Here is a 528-nt window from a genome sequence, read left to right as displayed (position 1 = left end):
TTAAATGTTGTATTGCATAGTTAGCTTCTTCTGGAGTAAATTTTTCTCCAGCATCAGAAGTTAATTGATCTCTAATTGCTTCAGGAGACATTGACATCTGTTCCTGATAACTTTTTGCTTTGGCAAGAGCGTTAGCATTATAATCTGCGTTTAAATTATCAATTGCATATTGTGCTGCTTCAGCAGAAAATTTTTCTCCATATTCAGAAGTTAATTGATCGTAAATTCCTGCTTTAGACATGTGCATAGTATTAGAATAGGATTCAGCTTTGTTTAATGCAGATTTATATTCTTGAGGTACATTATCATTAGAACTACTTTCAATTTTTGTATTATTAGAACTAGAATTTGAATCAGAACTACTTCCACTTCCTAAAAAAGCAAATCCTAAAATACATAATATGATAAATCCAACAAATACCCCAAAACAACCGAACATACCTTTTCCAAAACTTTTTAACATAAATTTCCTCCTTGTGATTTCAAGTTTAGTTTTATATAATTTTTTTGTAGCAAATCTCAGAAATG

The 528-nt window shown here is 29.9% G+C and carries 1 protein-coding gene; it reads right to left on the bottom strand.

Annotated elements, in window-relative coordinates; all coding sequences use genetic code 11:
* The coding region (locus DVW83_RS14880; protein ID WP_137239716.1) for an Ltp family lipoprotein at positions 1 to 463 on the bottom strand (463 nt) is incomplete at its 3' end.
* Positions 464 to 528: the final 65 nt, after the last annotated feature.

This window comes from Enterococcus sp. VV15, assembly GCF_005236045.1.
Lineage (GTDB): Bacteria > Bacillota > Bacilli > Lactobacillales > Enterococcaceae > Enterococcus_B > Enterococcus_B durans.
This window is presented reverse-complemented; position numbering and strand designations above follow the sequence as displayed.